This is a genomic window from Klebsiella michiganensis, from assembly GCA_000963575.1.
In the GTDB taxonomy this organism is placed as follows: Bacteria; Pseudomonadota; Gammaproteobacteria; order Enterobacterales; family Enterobacteriaceae; genus Cedecea; species Cedecea michiganensis_A.
Genome location: CP011077.1, coordinates 1,412,249 through 1,434,449, shown reverse-complemented (window position 1 = coordinate 1,434,449; position 22,201 = coordinate 1,412,249). Strand labels below are relative to the sequence as shown.

Genomic DNA, 22,201 nt, shown 5'->3' with positions numbered 1-22,201 from the left:
CAGTTGATAATCCTCACAAAACCGACAAGTGACGGAAATCACACTTAAAAATGATCTAAAACAAATAACATCCCCCATCTGGAGAGAAGTTCCCCCTGAATTTGCCAACCAGATCTCGTTTTCAAGATCAAAAATGAAAAACTTTAGAAACAAACTTGCAACATCCTCGCTGGTCAGACCTATACTCTCGCCACTGGTCTGATTTCTCTGTACCCGATCAGTCCCTACTATTCGCGCTCCTGTTACGGTATGTAACATTGTTTGCATAAAAATAAATCAATGAGGTTTTGGTCATGAGCCAGAAAAACCTGTTTACAAAGTCAGCCCTCGCGGTTGCAGTGGCAATAGTCTCCTCTCAGGCGTACGCCGCCGGCTTTCAATTAAACGAGTTCTCTTCCTCTGGCCTTGGCCGAGCGTATTCGGGGGAAGGTGCAGTAGCGGATAACGCGGGTTCAGCAAGCCGCAACCCCGCTACCATCATGATGTTCGATCGCCCTTCTTTCTCTGCAGGCGCTATCTTCGTTGACCCGGATGTTGATATTTCTGGCCGCTCGCCGTCGGGCAAAAGCCTTGACGCGAAAAACATCGCGCCAACAGCATGGGTCCCTAACCTGCACTTTGTTGCGCCGATTAACGACCAGTTTGGCTGGGGTGCATCCGTCACCTCTAACTATGGCCTGGCCACCGAATTTAATGACAACTATGCAGCAGGCTCAATGGGCGGTACCACCGACCTGACGACCCTGAACCTGAACCTGAGCGGCGCCTACCGCCTGAACAGCAACTGGAGCTTCGGCCTCGGTTTCGACGCGGTATATGCTAAAGCGAAGATTGAGCGCTATGCGGGCGACCTGCCACAGTTAATTGCTGGCAATCCAGCGTCCCCACTGACTCCGGCTCAACGCCGGGCTATCGGGACACTGCCTGCTGATACCCAGATTGCCCATCTGAAGGGTGACAAATGGGGCTTCGGCTGGAACGCCGGTATCCTGTATGAAATTAATAAAGACAACCGCTACGGCTTTACCTACCGCTCAGAAGTAAAAATTGACTTCGACGGCGACTATAAGAGCAGCCTGCCTTCGGCGTTTAACCCGCTGCTGTCTAACTTTGGTCTGCCTTCCGGAACCAACGGCGCAACCGTTCCTGGCTCTCTGAGCCTGCACCTGCCTGAGATGTGGGAACTGTCCGGCTATAACAAAGTGGCGCCGAAATGGGCCATCCACTATAGCCTGACCTACACCAGCTGGAGCCAGTTCCAGGAGCTGAAAGCGACCGGCAGCAACGGCCAGACGCTGTTCTATAAAGATGAAGGCTTCAAAGATGCTTACCGCATCGCGCTGGGTACCACCTACTACATGGACGACAACTGGACCTTCCGTACCGGTATCGCGTTCGATGACAGCCCGGTACCGGCTAACAAGCGTTCTATCTCCATTCCGGATCAGGACCGTATGTGGCTGAGCGCCGGTACCACTTATGCGTTCAACAAAGACGCGTCCGTGGACGTAGGCGTTTCCTACATGCACGGCCAGAAAGTCAATATCGAAGAAGGCCCATACACCTTCAAATCTGAAGGTAAAGCCTGGCTGTACGGCGCTAACTTCAACTACGCGTTCTAAGTTACTGCCCCGAAAAGTAAAGCGCCTTCTGATGAAGGCGCTTTTTTTATGCCTGCTCGCTCAGCTTCTCTTCAAACCGCAATAACCTTCCCGCGTTACCGAGCACCAGCAGCGTACTGAGGTTATGCAGCAGGGCGGCAACTACCGCACCAGAAGCGCCAAGCCAGCCAAAAGCCGCCATCGCAACAATAGCCAGCGTCCAGCCCAGGCCGATAAACACGTTGACCTGCAAGGTCCGGCGGCAGCGACGACTCAGCCGTACGCAGGTACCCAGGCGGCGAAGATCGCTGCCAATCAGCACAATATCCGCCGAAGACATCGCAATGTCAGACCCTCCGGCCCCCATTGCCACGCCCACCACGCCAGCCTTCAAAGCCAGCGAATCGTTGATGCCATCGCCGATAACCATAGGCCGATAGCCACTATCGATTTGCCGTTTTACCTGCGTCAGCTTATCCGCGGGTAGCGCCCCGGCCACTACGTCGGTAATGCCCACCTGGTGCGCAATCCGGTCGGCGACCGACTGGCGATCGCCGGTCAGTAAAAGCTGGCGGTTCAGCCCGAGATCTCGCAGTTCGGCCATCGCCGTTGCCGCCTCACTTCGCAGACTATCGGCCAGCAGCAGCCAGCCAAGAAAACGGCCATCAAGCGCCAGCCCGACAATCGGGCCATCGTGCTCAGGGGCTTCAGGTAAGTCGGTCAAGGTGGCGGCCAACAGCTCGCGGCGGCCAAGCACCGCTTCTCCCTGCTGCGTAGTGGCAGAAACACCTAACCCCTGATGCTCACGCACGCTGTCCAGGGGCAGCCAGGCTTCCCGCGAAACGATCTCGCTTAGCGCGCGGCTGACCGGGTGATTGCTGGTCGCGCCCAGGCTCGCCGCCAGGGTTTGCAGCAAATCAGGATCGGTATCGCCATAAGGCGCCACGGCCTGCAGATGCAGCCTGCCGTGGGTCAGGGTGCCGGTCTTGTCGACCACCACGGCATTGATCTCCGCCAGCTCCTCAAGGAACGCCGCCCCGCGAATTAAAATGCCGTGGCGGGCAGCCACCGTCAGTCCGGCAATCGATGACGCCGGGGCGGAGAGCACCAGCGCGCAGGGACAGGCCGCTACCAGAACGGCCAACATCGCCTGGGCATCCTGCGTCAGGAACCAGGTACTGGCGGCAATCATCAGCACCAAAAGCAGATAACGCGCCGCGTGGCGCTCGAGCAGGCGCGTGATTGGCGGGCTTGCCTGTTCCGCGCTTTGCATCAGGGCAATCACGCGCCCAAGAGTTGAGGTTTCTCCGGTACGGGTGACCCGGATGCGCAGCAGCCCATCCAGGTTTATCGCCCCGCCAAAAACTTCCACGCCCGGCTCAACTTCCTGCGGCACGGACTCCCCGGTAATGGGGGCCGTGTCCAGGCTGGCCTTACCTTCCAGCACCAGACCGTCAGCGGGAATATGATCCCCGGCGCGAACCTCAACCACATCGCCCGCTTCGAGATCGTGGTTGTCAATATCCTGCAGTTGGCCATCCGCACCTAAGCGCCTCGCCCGGCTACGGGTAAGCTTGCTCAACGCTTCGATAGCTTCCTGTGAGCCAATCACGCTCCGCTCTTCAAGAATATGCCCGACTATCATGATCAGCGGCAGCAGTGCGGCGGTCAGAAGATCGCCCGTCGCCCAGGCTCCCAGCAGTGCCAGCGCGATAAGCTGGTCGGTCAATCCGTGCAGGCTGGGGTAACGCAGGCTATGCAGAGCGTGACGCAGCACCGGGACAGCGACGACAACCGAGGCCGTGCCCAAAAGTAAATCGCCGACGGCAACCTGCTGAGGTGCCAGCCATCGCCAAAGCAGACCAAGAATCAGTGCCCCACTTGCCACCAGCGCCAGCATCAACTGGTGGGTAATATACCGCTGCTCCTGGCGGGTCAGCGCCCCGCCGGCCTGTCCTGAAGAAGTCATGGTTTGGTCGCCTCTTTTTGCGCTACACCCTGCAGGATCAGATGTGCATCATCCTGCGGCGACACGGTAATCACCGATCCAGCCTGAGAGAGGATCCCGGCTATTCGCTGGCGATAAATGCGTCCCAGCAAATCAGGATCGTCATGATTGCTGGCCAGATGGGCAATCGTCGCCGTGTCCGACTGCGCCTTCGCCACGCTTTCCTGCGCCTTTGCCTGAGCGACCTGCAGCATCTGATCGGCCTGTTGAACGGCTTTCTGACGCGTTAATGAGGCATCGCTTTGCGCCGTCGCGACCGCTTTTGATGCCTGTTGGCTGGCCGTCAAGACCGCGTTGAATGCCGCCACGGTCGTCAACGGTAAAGCAGACTGAACGGTGACCCGCTCAAGAGTAATCCCCGCGTCGCTCCCCGACTGCTGAAGCCGCAGCAAGTTTTGTTCGATATTCCGCTGCACATCGCTGCGCAGCTGTTCGCGCTGCTGGGCAACGTTCATATCGTTGCCGGGCATTTCGGGCCGGGCGACCAGGATGGTATCCAGATCGCGGGATGCGCAAACCGCGACCGCCGCGCGCTCCACCAGTCTGTCCAGCAGCGGCAGGACATGCTTGCCCTGTAAGACGTAAGCGGTTGGCGTTCTGACCCGATAAAATACGCTAATATCCAGCTGAACAACGCCCGCGTCACCGGTGAGCAAGAAACCAGAACCCGAAACAGCATCATTGCCCGGGCCGCCGTTGATATCCAGGCTTTGCGCTTCGGATGAACGCAGCAGCGCGGTCACCCGGTGCTCAATCACCCGATCCGGGCCCGGCACCATCACCACTTCATTAACCGGCGTGGGCCAGGCGAGCAGTAACCCCGGCTCGGCCACGCGCTGCTCCGCGCCAAAGCGCAACACCACGGCCCGGCTGCCCGGCGGGATCTGCCGGACATTTGACAGCAGCCAGGCCCCTGCGGCAAACAACGTCAACACAAAGATCGCGATAAACGCCAGCCGAATAGACTGCGTCCACGGCCCGCCGGGCTCGAGTTTTTGCCTTTCGGTCATGGTTTTTTATCCGCCGCTTTGTCCATTTGCGGCCCGTCCACAAGCAGGCTGAACGGTTTTGCATCGGTGCGCAGCACCAGCCGGGTCTGTGCATTAACCATCCCGCTGAGGGCATCAATCTGCCGCAGCAGGCTATAAAGCTGCGGCGCACTGGCATAAGCTTTGCCGTAAATTGAAGCCGTTTGTACCTGGGCCTGGGCTTCGATATCTGCCGCTTTCACCGAAGCCTGAGCCTCGGTAATACGAGCATCGCGCTCGGCGGCGGAGCGAATCTCTGCTGCCGCACGCTTGCCTTCCGCCGTGCGTTCAATCGCAATGGTTTCACGCTCCGCTCGCATACGATCAACCGTAGCGTTGAGCGTAACGGCAGGCAGCGTCAGGCGCTCGGTCCCCATTTGCACCAGCCTGATGCCGTAACTTTGCAGCAGCGGCTGGCTGATTTGCTGCTGAAGATGCGACTCGAACTGTGCCAGTTGAACCTGCTTGCCGTCGGTATTCACCAGTTGAGAAAGCGTGAACCCGCTGGCGGTGGTCTCGAGCGCTGAACCTAAATAAGTGCGAATCTGCCGGGCCGCTTCATCCGGCTGGTTTTGCACCGCCCGCATAAAACGCTGAACGTGCTCAGGCGTGCTGTCCACTTCCCACACCGCGTAGGACTGAACGATGATCCGCAGGCCATCGCGAGTGCCAACATCCTGTAGCCCGCTGGACGTCGTTCTCAGTCGCAAATCTACCACCGTTGCAGTTTCAAATGGGGCCGGCAAACGCCAGGCTAGCCCCGGCTCCAGCAGCACGCGGACGGGTTTGCCGAAACGGGTAATAACCAACGATTCGCCGGACCTCACCTGCACCAAACTCGCTGCCGCAAGCAGAATAATGACCAGTCCTGCAGCGGCGGCAATGCGCTTCCAGGCCCCTTTTTTACCGCCTTCCGGGGCGGAAGAGTGGCCATGGCTACAACCGTGGCCGTGGTGATGATCATGATGTCCATGAGAGTGCGAATGGCTCACCGGGAAAGCTCCTGTACGGGTTTAGCGGGCGCGTCACGCCGCGCCGCGTCGGTAGAAGTAGGGAAATCTCGCAGATCGAGCGTGGGTGGTGAACCGGCGCCAATCCGCTGGTCAATGAGCAGCAGAGGGCGGCCGCTGAGCGCCAGTTGAAGCTGTTTGAACCAAAGTTCGTCGATAAAAACCTGCCCCGCTTGCTGCCAGGCATTTTTCTGTGCGGCAAAGCGGGTTGCCGTTGCCTGAGCCTCGCTTAACGCTTCAGTGGCATTGATTTGCGCCGCGTTCTCGCGCACTACGGCATTGGTCGCGGCAAGCGCGGCTTTTTCTGCGGCACTTCCCTGCTCCCTCAGGATTAGCGACTGGGCGGCAATCTGCGCGGCCTGCACGCCATGAAATGCATCGGCAGCACCGGCAGGGGGATGAATCGCCTCCACGACGGTAGAAAGAATTTCCACGCCGCTGTGCAGGCTATCCAGCTGTTGCTGCACGGCCTGGTTAATCTGCCCGGCTAAATCGTCCCGCCGCTCGCTCAGTACATCGTCCAGCGTTAAAGACGAAAACTGATGGACCAGCACCTGATTTGCGGTGCTGCGCACCAGATCCGGCAGGTTCACCGCCCGGTAGGTCGCCTCCAGCGCGGCTTTATCGCTCAGGCCAATACGCCACATAAAGCGCACATCGCTGTTAACGATTTGCAGGCTTTGCTGATCCCCGCTTTGGCTGGCGATGATTTGCGCTTTGTCGAAGTTGTGGGTGGCGTCCCACAGTCTGTCGGCGCTCGCGGGGGCAGGACCTTCGGCGTCGGCGAGTGTTACAGGCGGCTGACTGGCCGGATCTTCCCCGGCGGCCAACTCATGCACCTGGCCATTTTCGGTCAACTGTACCCGACCAAACGGCCAGGGCAGCCCCAGGTGCAGGCCCGGCTCAAGCACCGCCACAGAGCGGCCAAAGCGCTCATACACACCGCGTTCGGTAGCTGAGATTTGCTGCAGCCCGGTCAGCAACCAGCCGCAAAGCAGCATCAGAGTCACCATCGGAACAAACGCGCGCTTTAAAACGGTGAAGGCCCAGACCTGGCGAAGATCAATGCCAAAACGCTGGTGCAGTTCCTGCTGTAAAAAACCGAGCGGGCGCGGGGGCCAGGTTAGCTGGGCAGCCAGCTGGCTTTTTGGAATCAGCCCAGGTTCTGTCGTGCCATCTCCAGGCGGGGCAAACAGAGAGCACAGCCCGCGCAGCATAAACTCTGCGGACACCAACAGTACCAGCACAGCGGGTAAATTTATCGCCAGTGAACTATTGAGCTGTGGCCAGACAAGTCCAGGTAAACTCAGCAGCTGTACCGCCATCACCAGGCGCAGCAGCGGCGCTATCGGCCCGGCTTCAGGTGAGGCCTCTTTGGGCACCGCGCTGAGATGTCGTTCGGCCACCAATAGAACAAAGACCGAACCCGCCAGGCAGGCCACGGCAATCCAGCGGTTATTATTGTCCAAAAGTGGAACGTAGCTGCTACTCCAGCCAGAAAGCGCAATATAGAACGCCAGCGCGGCAAGCGCCCCGGACCAGATGCCGTCCGCCTTCAATAGTGCTTCAGCCCGGGCAAAATTTAACGGCACCAGACCCGTAAGCCAGCTTAAAAGCGGGTTTTTGGGCACCTCTTCGTGCTGAACCGATGGGGAAAACTTAAGGCTTCGCCACTGGCAAATACGCTGCGCCGCGTGCAGAGAAATGACCAATAACAAAAGCGCTGCCGCATTGCTGCACAGCAAAGCGACCCAGCGTGAAGCCGGCTCCAGAATACTGACCGTCAGCGCCAGCAGGAGCATCATAAACAGCAAGAAGGTTAAGGCGAACACCGCGCGTGCGGCGAGCCGGGCCTGCACGGCGGCCAGCGAATAGCGAGCGGGTAGCGATTGAGGCAGCAGTTCAGCTTCGGGTAACCGGGTAGGTGGCATGATGTTTTAAATGTGAGGTGCGCAAGAAATACGCAGCATTTTTAGATTGTTATCTTATAACATACCATTACAAAATGCTGGTGCGTTAAGATGTGTCATTTTATGTCAATATGATGACAATAAAAAAGCGAGCTTGTGCGCTCGCTTTCTGTCTGCTTCTCCCCTGCTTACTGGGAGTCAATATCTTTCAGATCGTCCTGAATCGCCGCCGCGTTCGGGTTCGCTTCTGGCTTAAGCTGACCGCCGTTGGCCAGGAAATCATGGCGCTGGAAGTAGGCTTCACGCACCGTGACGTAAGGATCCGCAGACTGGCGCAGCAGACCGTCAGAATCCAGCAATTGCGCGCGCGTTTCGACGCCTTCGACCGCCCATTTCCCGATAGACATCGGCCAGGTCAGCCAGGAAAGCACCGGATACAGCGTATCGACAAAGTCACCGCCGTCTTCGCGCAGCGTGAAGCTGCCGTAGCCCGGTAGCATCACGTAAGGGCCGTAACCTACTTCGTAGTGGCCCAGCGTGCTGCCGAAGCGGTGAGGCTCGACGCGCTGCAGTTTAGGGTTCGCCATGCCGGCCACGTCAATGAAACCGCCCATCCCGAGCAGGGTGTTCAGGAAGAATCGCGTAAAGTGCACCATCCCCTGGTACGGATCGCCCTGCACGAAGTAGTTCACCATCGTGGCGGGCTCTTCGAGGTTGCTTGTGAAGTTGCTCAGACCGTTGCGCGCTGGCACCGGCACATAGTCACGCCACGCTACGGCTACCGGACGCAATACATACGGGTCCAGCACGTTGTAGTTGAAGTTGAACATTGAACGGTTGAACCCTTCGAGTGGGTCCGAACGCCCCTGAGGCTGCTGGCTACCAGAACTGGCACATCCCACTAATACCGTTGTTGCCAGTGCAAGTCCGGTCAGGCGGAAATTCATTAGCGTCTCCCTATTATTGTTTATCTGCGCTTTCAGTGGTGCCCGGTTCAAGCTGGGCCCTCGCCCGATCGATGCTGCGCTCAATGACAGCGCGGCGCTGGTCGTTTGCCGGTAAAATTCTCAGCATCATATCCCACGCCCCAATCGCCTCACGGTAATTCTGGCGCTCAAAAGCATTGAACGCCAACAGGCTAAGCACGCGAATATTCGTATGGTCATCTTTTAACATTTCGCGGAGCAGAAGCCCACCAAGCTGGTTGTCCTGCTCATCGGCAGAGCGGGTCAATATTTCAGCATAGCCCAGCTTTGCCTCGCTGTTTGTAGGCGCAAGTTTCCAGGCGTGAGCGAAAGCTTGTGTCGCCGTTGTGGCGTTATTCAACACCATGCCAATGCGCCCAAGCATCATCCAGCCTTCAAGATTATCAGGCTGTTGCTGCAATCGCGTGCGTAATCCTAACCCAAGACGCGCCATCTCTTCCATAGTCAGCGGCGCGGCCTGCGGATCAAGAACACGTTTTAACAACGCCGGCGTCTCAGCGGTTGCCTGTCGCCAGGCGTGCACCTGCGCCAGCCCAGACGTTTTCAGATAACTGCCAACGCTGACCGCCACAAGCAGCACAGCCCCGGGCAAAAAGACCCACAGCGAGATTTTCCCCGGGCTTATCCCGCGGCTCAAAGTGGGATTTTCTTCCGAGAGCGAAATCTTTTGCCGCCTGCGGCTGCGCAGCACAATCACCGTGGCCCCGCCGAGTATAAACAGTGCAGGCAGCACCCAGAGGATCACCGTGGCCGGCGTCAACGGCGGCTCATAGGTAACAAAGTGGCCGTAGCGCTCCACCATATAATCCACGATCTGCTGCTTGCTCTTGCCCTGCTGCATTAGCTCGTAAACTTTGAGCTTCATATCCGAGGCAATCATCGCGTTAGAGTCCGCAATGCTATTGTTCTGGCATTTCGGGCAGCGTAGCGCTTCGGTTAGCTGGCGGAACTGCTGCTCCTGCGCTTCATCTTTAAAAGTGAAGGTATCAATTGTCGCCGCCGCGTGAACGCTAAACAGCATGCCTATCAGAAAGAGCATTGCGCGCATCATGAGCCCGCCTCCCGGCTGTATTTTTCCCAAAGGGGCTGCAGTTCCTGCTGCCAGACGCGATCGTTCAGATCCCCCGCGTGGCGATAGCGGATGATCCCCTTGCCGTCGATCAGAAAGGTTTCCGGCGCGCCGTATACGCCAAGATCCAGCCCCAACATACCGTTCCCGTCAAACAGGCTTAACATGTACGGGTTCCCGAGATCCCGTAGCCAGTTAATCGCTTTATGGCGATCGTCTTTATAGTTCATGCCCACCACGCGTACGCCCTGCGCGGCAAGCCCGTTCAGAAACTTATGCTCGGCGCGGCAGGTTGGGCACCAGGTCGCCCAGACATTCAGCAGCAGCGGCTTGCCGTCCGCCAACACTTCCCGACCCCACTCTTTGCCCGGCTCGTCGAGCGATTCCAGACGAAACACTGGCACCGGCTTACCAATCAACGCCGACTCGAGATCCGTAGGTGCTTCACCCTGCGCATTACGCGCCAGTTGCCAAAGCAGCAACGAGGCCAGCACCAGAAACAGCCCCAGCGGAATAAACAGATAGCGGCGCTTCATGCTGCGGCCTCCGACTTAACTTTACGGCTGCGGTATCGCGGGTCGAACAGGCAGAAAAGCCCGCCGAGGGCCATCAGCAGCCCACCCGCCCAAATCCAGCGCACAAAAGGTTTGTAGTACAGGCGCACAGCCCAGCTGCCGTCGGCCAGCTCTTCGCCCAGGGCTGCATAAAGGTCACGGGTGAAACCGCCGTCGATGGCCGCCTCGGTCATCATCGCCCGGTTGCTGTTATAGAAACGCTTTTCGGCGTGCAGCGTAGCTTCCGGCTTACCGTGGCGAGTAACGTCAATAACACCCACGCCGCCGCGATAGTTAGGGCCGGTGATGTCCCGCACTTCCCGAAACACAAAGTGGTACTGATGAATATCAATGCTGTCACCGGACTTCATGCGTACATCGCGCTCAACGCTGTAACTCTGGCTAAAGGCGATGCCAACCACCGTCACCGCCAGGCCAAGATGCGCGGAGACCATTCCCCAATGGCTGGCAGGAATTTTGCGTAACCCATCCCAGAAGCCGTGGCGGTGCGTGGCGCGCTGATAAACTTCCATCAGCGCCAGCACAAAGACCCACACGGCCATCAGCAGGCCGACCACCGTCATGGCTTCCACGCGATCCTGCATCAGCCACGGCAAGAGCAGTGACAGGATCAGCGTGATGGCCACCGCCGCCAGCAGATGCTTGCGCAGCTTGCCCGGCTCGTCACGTCGCCAGCGTACCAGAGGCCCAATGCCAAGCATTAAAGCAAAGGGGGCCATCAGCGCAGTAAACATCGTATTGAAGAATGGCTCACCGATGGAAATACTGCCGAGGCCAAGCTGCTTATGCACCAGCGGCAGCAGCGTGCCCAGCAGAACCACCAACATGGCGGCAATCAGCAGGACGTTGTTGCCGAGCAGGAAAGACTCGCGCGACCAGAGATCGTTGCTCACGCGGGAACGAACCTTGCTGCCTTTGACCGCATACAGCAGCAACGAGCCGCCGATAACCACCACCAGGAAAGCCAGAATAAACATGCCGCGCGCCGGGTCGGACGCGAAGGAATGCACCGACACCAGCACGCCGGAGCGCACGAGGAACGTCCCTAACAGGCAAAGGGAAAAAGCGCTAATCGCCAGCAGTACCGTCCAGGCTTTAAAGCTGCCGCGTTTTTCGGTGACAGAAAGGGAGTGGATCAGCGCCGTACCCGCCAGCCACGGCATAAACGAGGCGTTCTCCACCGGATCCCAGAACCACCAGCCGCCCCAGCCCAGTTCGTAGTAAGCCCAGGCCGAACCCAGCACAATCCCTACGGTTAAAAAGGCCCAGGCGGCCAGCGTCCAGGGGCGAGTCCAGCGCGCCCAGGCGCTGTCCAGCCGGCCCCCCAGCAGGGCAGCAATCGAGAAAGCAAACGCCACAGAGAAACCCACGTAGCCCATATACAGCAGCGGCGGGTGCAGAATCAGGCCGATGTCCTGCAGCAGCGGGTTTAAATCGCGGCCTTCCAGCGGATAGTCAGGCAGCGTACGGATAAACGGATTTGAGGTAAAAATAATAAACAGCAGGAAACCAAAGTTAATCATCCCCATTACCGCCAGCACGCGGGCATGATCTTCTGTTGGCATACTGCGCCCGGTGAGGGAGACGGCAAACGTCCAGCCGCTCATCATCAGCACCCAGAGCATCAACGACCCTTCGTGCGCCCCCCATGTCGCCGCCACGCGATACCAGACCGGCAGCTCGGTATTCGAATTATTTGCGACGTAAAGTACGCTGAAATCGTTCACCACAAAGGCGTTAACCAGAATCAGAAACGACGCGCAAAGGGTAATAAACAGCGCCCAGCTCAAAGGCCGCCCCGAGGCCATTAGCCGCTTATCGCCACGCGCCACGCCCCAGAGCGGGTATACACTGAGTAACAATGACCAGCCGAGCGCCAGGCAAAGCAGGAATCCACCGATTTCCGGCATCATGAGGCGTTATCCTTATACACTTCCGGGGCCCGCTGGTGATTTTGTTCCATCGCCGCTTTCACTTCCGGCGGCGTGTAGTTTTCGTCATGCTTCGCGAGCACCTCTTTGGCGTGGATAAGCGTCGCGCCTTCCATCACGCCCTGAGCCACCACGCCCTGCCCCTCGCGGAATAGATCCGGCAGAATGCCCTCATAGGTAACGTCCACTACGCCGCGCGCGTCATACAGCTTGAAGCTGACCTTCAGGCTTTGACTGTCGCGCTTCACGCTGCCCGGCATCACCATGCCGCCAATTCGCAGGCGCTGCCCGGCTTCCGGCATCAAATGGCTTTCACCTTTGCCGTAGATAATTTCACCGGGAGTATAAAACAGGTCGATATTGCTGCGCAGGGCATAGAGCACCAGCGTGATGGTCAGCCCGAGACCGGCAAGTACCGCCCCGGCCAGATAAAGCCGATTTTTACGACGCGGATTCACTTAAACCTCCTCCTGGCGCTGGCGAGCGACGCGGATGCGCTGCTCTCTGGCCTGCTGGCGAGCCACCGCTCGCAGAATCGCGCGATGCTGGTAACGGGTATGAAAAATCAGCCCAAGCAGGGGCAGTAGCGTGAAGGCCACCGCCAGCCAGACGTAAAAGGCGTAACCGCCCATGGCGAAGAACTCGCTCCAGTCAGTGAACGCCCACGTCATGCTTTCTCTCCTTTACCGTTAGCAAGCGCTAACACCCATGGCCGACGGCTTTCCTGCAACAACAGCAGGTTACGCAGACGCATCAGGGTGAGCGTGATAAACAGCGCCAGGAAGCCGAAAATGGTCCAGCGCAACGGCGTGCGCATCGAAGGGTCAATGGACTGCTGCATATTGGTGGAGCCCTGATGCAGCGTGTTCCACCATTCCACCGAGAAGTGAATAATCGGCAAGTTCACCACGCCGACCAGTACCAGAATCCCGGCGGCCCGCCCCGCCAGGCGGCGATCGTCAAACGCGCTGTACAGCGCAATGGCGCCCACGTAGAGGAACAGCAACACCAGCTCGGAGGTCAACCTCGCGTCCCAAACCCACCAGGTCCCCCACATAGGTTTGCCCCACGCGGAGCCGGTGACCAGCGCGATAAAGGTAAATACTGCGCCGACGGGCGCCATCGCCATCACCGCGAGATCGGCGGTTTTTATCTGCCACACCAGGCCGATAAAAGCGGCAATCGCCATGCTGGCGTAAATCCCCATCGACCACATAGCCGCCGGGACGTGCAGGTACATAATTCGGTAGCTATGCCCCTGCTGATAGTCCGCCGGAGCAATACCAAACCCCCAGACGCAGCCGACCACCAGCAGTACCGCGCTGAGAATAGTCAGCCAGGGCAGTAAGCGACTACAAAAGTGGTAAAGCCGCTCGGGTTTAGCAAGCTGATGTAATGTTTTCCACATAGTTTTTGCTCACAAAACAAAAAATAAAGTTATGCAACGCTTACCCGGAGCGCCGCCGCCGTAGCGAACGGGCTTAGCGTAGCGCTACCGGCCAGCAGCGCGCCAAGAATTGCCATATAGCCCTCTGTCGGCAGATGCATTGAGGCGGCATCCATCGCGGCGGTGGCAAAAATTAATAGCGGGATGGTTAGCGGCAACACCAACAGGCTGAGCAACACCCCGCCCCGTTTCAGACCTACCGTTAACCCGACCCCGGGCGCGCCGAGGAAGCTCAGCGTCGGCGTCCCCAGCAGCAAAGTGGCGGCCATCACCTGCCAGCCATAAAAATCCAGCCCGAGCAGCAAGGCCGCCAGCGGCGAAAGCAATAACAGCGGTAGCCCGGTCACCACCCAGTGAGCGGTCACTTTCGCCAGCACCACCAACGGCAAAGGCACCGGCAGCAGCATCAGTTGTTCCAGCGAACCGTCCTGAAAGTCGTCCCGGAACAGCCTGTCCATCGCCATTAAAGAAGCCAGTAAAGCCGCCACCCAGATAACCCCCGGCGCAATGCGCGCCAGCAGCTGCGGCTCCGGGCCAATGCCGAGCGGAAACAGCGTAATCACAATCAGGAAAAACCACAGCGGGTTGGCGATTTCGGCTCCGCGACGAAATACCACCTGCAGCTCACGCCAGAAAATGCGCCTAATCATAAACCGGTGTCCTGCAGATGAATTTGGCGCACAGCACAGCTCAGCGGCTGGTGACTGGTAAGAATAACTATCCCGCCCGTGGAAACGTGCTGCTGCAGACGCCGGGTCAAACGCTCAATTCCGGCGGTGTCCAGCGCGGTAAATGGCTCGTCGAGAAGCCACAGCTTTGCCGTGGAGAGCCACAGGCGAGCCAGCGCGGCGCGGCGCTGCTGCCCGGCGGAAAGCTGGTTGACGGGTAAATCTTCGAAGCCAGGCAGCCCGGTTTGCTCCAGCGCGGCCCAAAGCTGCTCTTCGGCCGCATCGGCATGAAAAAAGCTGAGGTTTTCAAAGGGAGTAAGAACAGATTTGATGCCCGGCTGATGGCCAATCCACAGTAGATCGCCGTGAAAGTTGTCGCGCTGACGGCGCAGCGGCTGATTTTGCCAGAAAACCTCACCTTCATCGGCCATTGCCAGCCCAGCCAGAATACGTAAAAGCGTAGTTTTCCCCGCGCCGTTTTTGCCCGCCACCTGCGCCATTTCGCCTGACTCAACGCTAAACGACAGCGCATTGAACAGCGTGCGCTCATCACGCTGGCAGGTCAGTTGTCGGGCTTCTAGCATCAGGAGGCGCTCCTTGTCTCGGGTGCGCTAAGCATATCATATCGCCCGGTTTTCTTCAGGTTACCCCGGCGTCTTTGGCTACTCCATTAGAGTTAATTGGCTTACTCAGATCAAAGCAGGGGCGATTATTCCCATTCGGCAAAACCGAAGGATAAAAACCGCTACGCTTAAGTGAATGCTTTCTGACCAGGAACCACCCCGATGGATAAGATAGAGCCCGACAAAATAGCTAAAACCGATGAACTGGAAGTGGACAGCGAGGAGAGGTCGAGCGGCAAGAAAATAGAACTGGACGAGGATCGCCTGCCCTCCGGCGCAATGGCGATTCATGAGCACATTCGCCAGGATGGGCAAAAAGAACTGGAGCGCGACGGCATGGCGCTGTTCTGGTCTGCCGTGGCGGCAGGTTTATCTATGGGGGCCTCGCTGCTGGCGAAAGGGATTTTTCACGTTAACCTCGTGGGTATACCGGGCAATTTTCTGCTGGAAAATCTCGGCTACACCTTCGGTTTTATCATCGTCATCATGGCTCGCCAGCAGCTGTTTACCGAAAATACCGTCACCGCCGTGCTGCCGGTGATGCAGCACCCGACCACGAGCAACTTCTGGCTACTGATGCGGCTTTGGGGCATTGTCCTGCTCGGGAATATCGCCGGCACCGCGCTGGCCGCGCTGGCCTTTGAATATATGCCGATATTTGATGAAGCCACCCGCAAAGCCTTCGACGACATCGGCATGAAGGTGATGGAGAATCCGCCCGGCGAGATGTTTGCCAATGCCATTATCTCCGGCTGGATCATCGCCACCATGGTGTGGATGTTCCCCGCCGCAGGCTCGGCAAAAATCTTTGTCATCGTGCTGATGACCTGGCTGGTTGCCCTGGGCGACTTAACCCATATCGTGGTTGGCTCAGTTGAAATTCTCTATCTCGTGTTCAACGGCACGCTGCACTGGAGCGAGTTCTTCTGGCCATTTGCCCTACCCACTTTAGCCGGCAATATTTGCGGCGGAACGTTCATTTTCGCACTGATAAGTCATGCACAAATCCGCAACGATATGAGCAACAAGAAGAAGGCCGAGGCGAAGCGGAAACAGGAAGAACAGAGCCGAAATTCAGCGAAGAGCGGAAAATGTGACGGGTAAATTGCTCATCTTCCAGGCAAACGGACTGCCAACCCCTTAACCTGCCTCGAAAAGCGGGTATACTACGCCCGCTGCGTTCCCTTAGTTAAATGGATATAACGAGCCCCTCCTAAGGGCTAGTTGCAGGTTCGATTCCTGCAGGGAACGCCATACGCACCGCACCTGAAGTTTACCAGTATCCATACAACCCCATCATAATCAGCAGTAAACTCTTCCCCAGGCCATGCGGCATCAACTGACGTTTACAGATTGCAACGTGAATCAATAAAAAGAAAATCAAAAACAGGCCTGAATAAGATAATACAATCCAAATATTTATATGCTCTACTGTAAAACGCTCTGCATGCCAAATAGACTGCTCAGCGTTTCTTCTCAATTAAAAATATCTGTCTGATATTTACCTGGATGTTTAGTACAGTTCAGAAAAGTCATTTCATAGTATTGCCCGGCATCGTAATGCTTCAGCCCGCCAATCAATTTATGCCCGAATTAATCATATTAAACTCTCTGCAAATATTCAGTTTATGGCTCAAGAGCGACTTCCACTGAGTGTTTATCAGGATATATTCAAGATTGAATAAACTAACTACCTCTCTCTTTATTCATCCGAATTGCTTGTAGCATCGATTGCTCGCTGTATTTCAGGCCGGGTCAGCAGTGTATATCGGGTAATAAGCTGTTTCAGATGCATTTCCAATTGAGACCGGGCAGCAGCAGGTAAAGGTTCTCCCGCAGGGTATTGTGACAATGCCCGCAGTTGCTCTTCAGCCGGTATAGATTGATTAAAGAACTGCATGGTGGAAAAAACCACTGATTTCAGCTCACTGACCGTCATGTATTTTCCCTTTTGCTCATCCAGCCCGTTTAGCCGGTCGCTCAGTTGCTTCAGCTTAACCATCCCCTGATACCAGCCCTCCAGATTTTCCACTGGCAATGCGCCGGCATTAAGCTGTTGTCGCCACCGGGCTGTCAGGGATTTCCCCTGCTCTGGCCACAGCGCCTGAGCCTGCTCTGTCAGTTTTTGGCTGTAAGTAATATTCCAGTCAGGCGGCAATTTCTCCAGTCGGGCCAGCTGCTGTTGTGTTTGTGCTATCACTGTTTGTGATGACGGAGATTGCTGACGCAAAATATTCAGCTTTTCAGGCGGGAGAAGCACAGGTAATGGAGCCAGTGAGGCTGCAAACTGAGCCTGTAGCGGATCAGTCTGGTGAAGATACTGCCAGCCCCACACCGCGACGCTGCTTATCATCAGCATGGTACACATCCCGGCAGCGAAGAATTTCCATTTTTTTACCGGAGCGGGTATTGCCGTCTGTACTTCCACATTCGCTTGCTGTTCCGGTTGTGCAACGTAGACCCATTGCACTGCGCTGTGTGGCACCAGAGGAACTTCAGATAGACTACCTGCAAGGTCCCTGGTGGATGCTGCCGCATCACTCATCCCGGTGGCAGGCAACATGATATCTGACTGAATTGCCGCCCCGGGGCTGGGAATGCCATCGCTGCTTTCCAGCCGGGCAGCACTGTTATGCATCATGGCGCGCAAGGCATCAAACTGACTCAGATGTTTAAGTTCCAGACGCTGTAGCACCTCACCCAGGCGGGTAAGCTGCTGCTCCGCCCGATAAAGCTGACTGAGGTCACTGTAGTTCAGGGGAAGCGTGCGCATCAGTTGCTGCAGACGCTGACTCAGACTGCTGAGGATTTCCATCCGTACATGCACCGGCTGCGGCCAGAGAGCCCCCCACTGATGACTTATCAGGGCTTCCAGTATCGCCAGACCTTCATTGAGACCAAATAAACCGGCCAGGTGTGTACGGGCCAGCGTGTACCAGGCCGCTGTCTGCAGCTCCAAACCGTTCTGATCAAACAATGAGAGACTGAGTTTTTCGACATATCGCCAGTTCACATCCGGGCGAGCCGGATGTGTTAGCTTACTGAGCTCATCGCGCAGGGCGGCATAATCCGACAGCGTGCGTGGGTCGCCACCGGTTTTTATTTTACGTGGGGGAATGTCATGCATGACCAGTTGTCCGTTTGACGTATAAGGAGCTATTGAAAGGTATCGTTTATGCAGCTTCGCTTGCTGCGTATTCGGGACTCTGCGGAGACAGTTGTGCCACCTCCTCGATAATTTTGCTGAACTCAGCCTGGAAAAACGCCTTACGTCGTTTGAGCCTGTTGATCCGGTAGCGTGTCAGATTGCCGTGAAGTGTCTTTTCAAGAACAGGTGCGCCATCGCAGGAAAAACGGTGAACGTCTCCACGTTCAATCCGGCACCCACCAACCACGCGTCCATCTGCTTCTGAAGCTGCGTTATTCGCGGGTGAAATTCTGCAATATCAGCCTGAGTCTTGCTGATAAACATAGTGGGGCTGGTTACCTGATCTGTAGTTATTTGAGGAATTGTGATTTTACTGACATGGTGTTACCTGGCCTTACAGGCGGGTTGTCGTGTCGAGATACTGCTGTTGCTTAAGATGTCGCAGGAGAACCCGCCCTTCTGGCGCAAACTCCGTACCATAGCGAACCAGGCCAATACCTTTGAGCTCAGCATCAATGGCATAGCGCAGTTCGCCCGGGACGTTCTGTTCCAGCAGGACAACGGTTATTTTTTTCAGGCGGGGCTCGTATTTGAGCAAGACAGCTGACAGGGTGCCCATCAGTTCATGGGCCGTTCCCGGCATGCCCTGAAGAATTTTGGTCATATCCGGCAGGCCGTAGTCAGGCAGATGCGCCAGCGTTCCTGCTCGGCAATTAAGGATACGCTGCATATTGTCAAGCACTGACAATATGACCTGGTTCTGCGCGCTGACCTGGTGGAGATCGAGGCCACCGGTGAAATGACCGATGAGCATTTCATAGAGCGAAGGTGTGTTAGGTTCCTGGGGCATCATTCGTCCTTGAACGGTTGCAGCGTCAGATGGTTATTACCCGCTTCCAGAATGCGCGGCTTATCCGGATCAAGCGCTTCACGCTGGATTACATGCTTCCAGGTGTTGTTGACCATATCCGGGTGACGAAACAGTCCCGCCACTGCGACAAACTGCGCACCGGCTTCCATGGGCATGTTGAGGCTCACATCTCCGCCCGGCTTCACCACCACATCACGGCTGGCCAGCAGGTCCGCTTTCAGAATAGCCTCCCCGTCTTTCAGTAACTGCTGGTAGACCGTTTTGTCGAAGGTTTTGCGGTCTTTCAACTGGTAGACGCGGATAATCACCGGCTCAGACAGCGAGTTACTCTCGCGGGAATCGGTGTTCAGCGCCTCACGGGCGGTGAAATCCAGGTGCAGCACCTTAATCTTTTTGTAGAACACGGCATTAAATGCCGATTTGGTGCCATCGGTGATGCCCTGCGTCACCCCGCAGCCCGCCAGACTGAATGCCAGCAGGGGTAACAATAAGCCGGCTGTTTTAGTTAAACTTGTACGTAACACTTCGGTTTCCTTGTTGTGATGTCGCAGACTCCAGCCCGGTGTAGTAACCCAGTTCGGTGGTAAAGGTCTGCGGGATATCGTCCGGAAGGTCTTCGTCTTCTGCGCCCAACACGCCATTCATCCCAAGCCAGAATGGGCCTTCGCCGAGCGGCGGCGCAGCCAGCAGGCGCGTGGCGGTGGTCAGGGTAATTTTTGCCTTGAAGCGCCAGCCCAGATACACCCGCAGCATCACCAGAAAGTCCTGATACAGCAAGCCGTCCGGTTTCCAGCCCAGTGATTCCTGTTCATTGCCTGTCGCAAGCGCAATCAGCAACTGACTGTTAGCATCCATAGCTTCTTCACCCAGCGGCGTGTTGCCATCCAGAAGAAAATCGTCATCAGCGTAAAAGCCCAGCGGCTGACTGACCTCAACCGGGCGCAGGCAGTACGGGCTCACCTGCACCGTCGTGTCAGGTGCAAGGAGGCTCACCAGCGCCTGCATCCCTTCCTCGGTTTTACCTGGCTGCTGCAGTACACCCAGCAGCGACAGAAAGCGCGATACCGGGGTGGCAATGTGTTCTGCGGTGCCCGGAATGCCCAGCCCCACCAGGCCCAGTAACGACTGCGAAATGCTGTCGGTGCCGCCGGGCTCAAACGTGGCCGGGTACGAGTATTTACGCCAGATGCGATAAAACTGCGTCAGGATGCGGTGGCTGAAGATATCCAGAAAGCTCTGAAGCGCCTCGTGCCCTTCGCGGCGCTGGGTGATGTCATCCAGATAGGCCGTTGGTAAGGGGGAATCGACTCCGTACATCCCCATAAAAGTCGTGCGGATGAGTGGTGGCTGGCTATCATCATCCTCGTCATATTCGACAGCCTTCAGTTCGCTGGCAGGGAAACCCATCCCCGGATGCGGCGCAAACCTCACGGGGTCATTCGCCGGATGGCTGGTCGACCCCATCAGCGGCCGGCCCGGATTACGTTTCTCCAGCAGCTGGCATAAACGATAAAAGTTAATGCGGTGAAGGTCGGCCTCCAGCCGCGGGGTCAGCCGGGAATACGGCGGTTGTGCTTCTCTTCCCATTCCAGGCGCTCTCCGGTTGGTTGCAGGATGATAATCAGGCGGTTAAACAGATAGATATCGGTGTAGAGCGCGAAGAAGCGGCTCAGCATCTCGCCAAACAGGCAAATATCACCCCGCCCGGCAAAGCCGTGGCTGTCCAGCGTCACCTCAATCTGCACACCGCGTACCAGGTAGCCCTGCTCGAAACGCTCGGTTTCGCTGTGCTTCACGTCAATGATGGCTTCCAGGCGGCAGCGGTTCATCTCGCTGTCGGTCCATTCGTACAGCGCCAGGGTGCCACGCAGCACGTCGGCATTATCCATCATCGACAGGAATCCGCTGCCGAGGTGACTCAGCACGCGCCAGTGGAAACGGTCCTGCGCCGGTGGATAACAGGGCAGTGTCGGCGCACACAGGTTACGCACGGCGATACTGGCCGAGGTGGTTTTCATCACCGTATCGAGCACCGTGCTCTGCAGTGCACGTCGTGGCAGTTGGCCGTTGGTGCCGGTGAGCGTCAGCGACAGGCTCTCGTCTTCCGGTACCGTATGGTTATCAAAGGCTTCACCGCCGAGGATAAGCCAGGTGTTATGCAGGCCCGACGGGCCACGGCGCACACGGGTGTGGTAGTAATATTCCGGCGCTTCATGACGCATCATTCCACCTTTGTGGCGGAAACTCGAAAACGGCACGTAGGTATGCTGGCTCGATGACATCACCGAATCCACCGCGTATATCTCGGTATGGCCATCCTGCACCCGCATCGGACGCAGAATGTATTCGGTCTGCAGGGAGTTGAGCGTCAGCGGGTCAGATTCCAGCGGGAACAGGTTAATCACCGGCACACAGTTCAGGCGCAGATGCTTTTCGGTAAAGCTGAAGTCATGCTCCCAGCGCTCTGCCAGTACCACGTCGATTTCGAACCATGGGAGCTCAGCCGGAAAGACCACGGTCTCCAGCCCACGCAGCCCCGTGAACATAAATTTCTCACGGAAGGTGAAGTACTCCAGCAGCAGTTGATAGCCGCTAAAGCTGCTGCTTCCCTTCGGCCACAGGTCGTCATCATCGCCAAAACCCAGCGCAGTGAAATATCCGTCGAGCGGTCTTCTGTCCATGTCACCCGGCATCCGCAGCCAAAGGCGCGCCGTGTTCATGGTAAAGGCTTCATGCATCGCACAGGCCAGCGGTGCATCAGCGTTGAAGTAAAGCGGGAGCTGGCTGAGCTCGACACGGCTCCAGTCGGCAAGATGACTGCAGTTGAAGCGCAGGCTGATGACCGAGCGCCCGTCCGGGTCAGTCGACAGGCGGGCGTGCTCCAGCGACAACGGCTGAAGGGTAATCTCTTTGGTGGTGGTGTAGCGGCAACGCGTGCCCTTCTCCCCGATCGGCCGCGAGTTCACCTCAAAGCCTTTGACGATGCGCATCTGCTCTTTCATCTCACGCCAGTCAGGGGTGAACTCCACCACCGACATCGACGGAATGGTACGCAGGTAATGCGGCCACAGCAGGCTGACCAGCCCTTCGGTCAGTTCCGGCAGGTCGTCATCAAGCTTTTCGCGCAGCCGGCCCATCAGGAAGGCAAAGCCCTCGAACAGTCGCTCCACGTACGGGTCGCGCGCCCCCGCTTTATCGAGATTGAGCATTGCCGCCTGCTCGGGGTGAGCCCGGGCGAACTCTTCACCGGCTTCCAGCAGGTAGCGCATTTCAGCGTCATAATAACGCAGGGTTAAATCATCCATAAATACCTGATTATTGGTGCT

20 protein-coding genes, 1 tRNA gene and 1 pseudogene are annotated in these 22,201 nt (G+C 57.2%); 3 read left to right on the top strand and 19 right to left on the bottom strand.

All coding sequences use genetic code 11. The features are described 5' to 3' along the window. Positions 1–293: 293 nt before the first annotated feature. Positions 294–1,622, top strand: a complete 1,329-nt coding sequence (locus VW41_06800; GenBank protein AJZ88759.1) for a long-chain fatty acid outer membrane transporter — start codon at positions 294–296, stop codon at positions 1,620–1,622. Between the two features lie 46 nt (positions 1,623–1,668). On the opposite strand, the gene VW41_06795 is transcribed toward VW41_06800, so the two are convergent. From VW41_06795 to VW41_06735, 13 genes are all read right to left on the bottom strand, one after another. Continuing rightward, positions 1,669–3,570, bottom strand: a complete 1,902-nt coding sequence (locus VW41_06795; GenBank protein AJZ88758.1) for a cadmium ABC transporter ATPase — start codon at positions 3,568–3,570, stop codon at positions 1,669–1,671. Beyond that, a complete protein-coding gene (locus VW41_06790) occupies positions 3,567–4,619 on the bottom strand; it encodes a membrane protein (GenBank protein AJZ88757.1) in 1,053 nt (350 codons plus the stop codon). The genes VW41_06795 and VW41_06790 overlap by 4 nt, the downstream gene beginning before the upstream one ends. Further along, positions 4,616–5,629 carry a protease gene (locus VW41_06785; protein AJZ88756.1) on the bottom strand — a complete coding sequence of 338 codons (1,014 nt, stop codon included), beginning with the start codon at positions 5,627–5,629 and terminating at the stop codon, positions 4,616–4,618. Before VW41_06785 ends, VW41_06790 begins: the two co-directional genes overlap by 4 nt. Then, positions 5,626–7,578 (bottom strand): SPFH/Band 7/PHB domain protein, encoded by a 1,953-nt coding sequence (locus tag VW41_06780; protein ID AJZ88755.1) that lies wholly within the window; start codon positions 7,576–7,578, stop codon positions 5,626–5,628. Before VW41_06780 ends, VW41_06785 begins: the two co-directional genes overlap by 4 nt. A 167-nt stretch (positions 7,579–7,745) precedes the next feature. Next, positions 7,746–8,504, bottom strand: a complete 759-nt coding sequence (locus VW41_06775) for an ABC transporter permease (protein ID AJZ88754.1) — start codon at positions 8,502–8,504, stop codon at positions 7,746–7,748. A gap of 13 nt (positions 8,505–8,517) precedes the next feature. Next, the gene (locus tag VW41_06770) at positions 8,518–9,591 is read right to left on the bottom strand and encodes a heme lyase subunit CcmH (protein ID AJZ91882.1); all 1,074 of its coding nucleotides are present in this window, start codon (positions 9,589–9,591) and stop codon (positions 8,518–8,520) included. Then, positions 9,591–10,148 carry a thiol:disulfide interchange protein DsbE gene (locus tag VW41_06765; GenBank protein ID AJZ88753.1) on the bottom strand — a complete coding sequence of 186 codons (558 nt, stop codon included), beginning with the start codon at positions 10,146–10,148 and terminating at the stop codon, positions 9,591–9,593. The genes VW41_06770 and VW41_06765 overlap by 1 nt, the downstream gene beginning before the upstream one ends. Next, complete coding sequence (locus tag VW41_06760; protein AJZ88752.1) at positions 10,145–12,100, bottom strand: cytochrome C biogenesis protein CcmF; 1,956 nt, start codon at positions 12,098–12,100, stop codon at positions 10,145–10,147. Before VW41_06760 ends, VW41_06765 begins: the two co-directional genes overlap by 4 nt. Continuing rightward, a complete protein-coding gene (locus tag VW41_06755) occupies positions 12,097–12,576 on the bottom strand; it encodes a cytochrome C biogenesis protein CcmE (protein AJZ88751.1) in 480 nt (159 codons plus the stop codon). The genes VW41_06760 and VW41_06755 overlap by 4 nt, the downstream gene beginning before the upstream one ends. Beyond that, positions 12,577–12,789, bottom strand: coding sequence for a cytochrome C biogenesis protein CcmD (locus tag VW41_06750; GenBank protein ID AJZ88750.1), 213 nt, complete (start codon positions 12,787–12,789; stop codon positions 12,577–12,579). Next, on the bottom strand, positions 12,786–13,526 hold the full coding sequence (locus VW41_06745; GenBank protein AJZ88749.1) for a heme ABC transporter permease: 741 nt from the start codon (positions 13,524–13,526) through the stop codon (positions 12,786–12,788). Before VW41_06745 ends, VW41_06750 begins: the two co-directional genes overlap by 4 nt. 29 nt (positions 13,527–13,555) lie before the next feature. Further along, positions 13,556–14,215, bottom strand: coding sequence for a heme ABC transporter permease (locus VW41_06740; GenBank protein AJZ88748.1), 660 nt, complete (start codon positions 14,213–14,215; stop codon positions 13,556–13,558). After that, positions 14,212–14,817, bottom strand: a complete 606-nt coding sequence (locus tag VW41_06735) for a cytochrome C biogenesis protein CcmA (GenBank protein AJZ88747.1) — start codon at positions 14,815–14,817, stop codon at positions 14,212–14,214. Before VW41_06735 ends, VW41_06740 begins: the two co-directional genes overlap by 4 nt. 201 nt (positions 14,818–15,018) lie before the next feature. Between VW41_06735 and VW41_06730 the strand changes: the two genes are divergently transcribed. Then, positions 15,019–15,960, top strand: a complete 942-nt coding sequence (locus tag VW41_06730; protein AJZ88746.1) for a membrane protein — start codon at positions 15,019–15,021, stop codon at positions 15,958–15,960. A gap of 75 nt (positions 15,961–16,035) precedes the next feature. Beyond that, a tRNA-Arg gene (locus VW41_06725) sits at positions 16,036–16,110 on the top strand. Between the two features lie 448 nt (positions 16,111–16,558). Here the strand turns inward: VW41_06725 and VW41_06720 are convergent. The 6 genes and pseudogenes from VW41_06720 to VW41_06695 form a co-directional block, all read right to left on the bottom strand. Next, a complete protein-coding gene (locus VW41_06720; protein AJZ88745.1) occupies positions 16,559–17,983 on the bottom strand; it encodes a membrane protein in 1,425 nt (474 codons plus the stop codon). A gap of 174 nt (positions 17,984–18,157) precedes the next feature. Next, positions 18,158–18,384: pseudogene (locus tag VW41_06715) on the bottom strand (hypothetical protein). Positions 18,385–18,398: 14 nt separating this feature from the next. Beyond that, positions 18,399–18,854 carry a type VI secretion system lysozyme-like protein gene (locus VW41_06710; protein AJZ88744.1) on the bottom strand — a complete coding sequence of 152 codons (456 nt, stop codon included), beginning with the start codon at positions 18,852–18,854 and terminating at the stop codon, positions 18,399–18,401. Further along, positions 18,854–19,399 (bottom strand): type VI secretion protein, encoded by a 546-nt coding sequence (locus VW41_06705; protein AJZ88743.1) that lies wholly within the window; start codon positions 19,397–19,399, stop codon positions 18,854–18,856. Before VW41_06705 ends, VW41_06710 begins: the two co-directional genes overlap by 1 nt. After that, a complete protein-coding gene (locus VW41_06700; protein ID AJZ88742.1) occupies positions 19,377–20,462 on the bottom strand; it encodes a type VI secretion protein in 1,086 nt (361 codons plus the stop codon). Before VW41_06700 ends, VW41_06705 begins: the two co-directional genes overlap by 23 nt. After that, positions 20,426–22,180 (bottom strand): type VI secretion protein ImpG, encoded by a 1,755-nt coding sequence (locus VW41_06695; GenBank protein AJZ88741.1) that lies wholly within the window; start codon positions 22,178–22,180, stop codon positions 20,426–20,428. The genes VW41_06700 and VW41_06695 overlap by 37 nt, the downstream gene beginning before the upstream one ends. Positions 22,181–22,201 lie beyond the last annotated feature (21 nt).